The organism is Pseudoalteromonas aliena (assembly GCF_038155085.1).
Classification (GTDB): domain Bacteria; phylum Pseudomonadota; class Gammaproteobacteria; order Enterobacterales; family Alteromonadaceae; genus Pseudoalteromonas; species Pseudoalteromonas aliena_A.
In genome coordinates, this window is the sequence record NZ_JBAKAU010000285.1 from 1 (window position 1) to 210 (window position 210).

A 210-nucleotide genomic window follows, 5' to 3' on the forward strand; every position below is an offset into this window, starting at 1 on the left:
TCAACTGACTCTTTGATTTAACGGGTATTCCTGATCAATACCTAACATTTTTTTCATCTGGTTTAACTGCGCCACTTCCCCTTTTTTCGCCGCGTCTTGTATTGCACGGGTAGGTGCGTGCATTAAGCGGTTGGTTATTTTATTGGAGAGCTCTAATATAATTTTTTCTGCATCTTTACCTGTATTTAGCAGACTAACAGCACGCTCTAC

At 40.5% G+C, this 210-nt stretch carries 1 pseudogene; it reads right to left on the minus strand.

Annotated features, from left to right (window positions below):
- Positions 1 to 210, minus strand: a pseudogene (locus tag V6260_RS19420) (hypothetical protein); the annotation flags it as partial.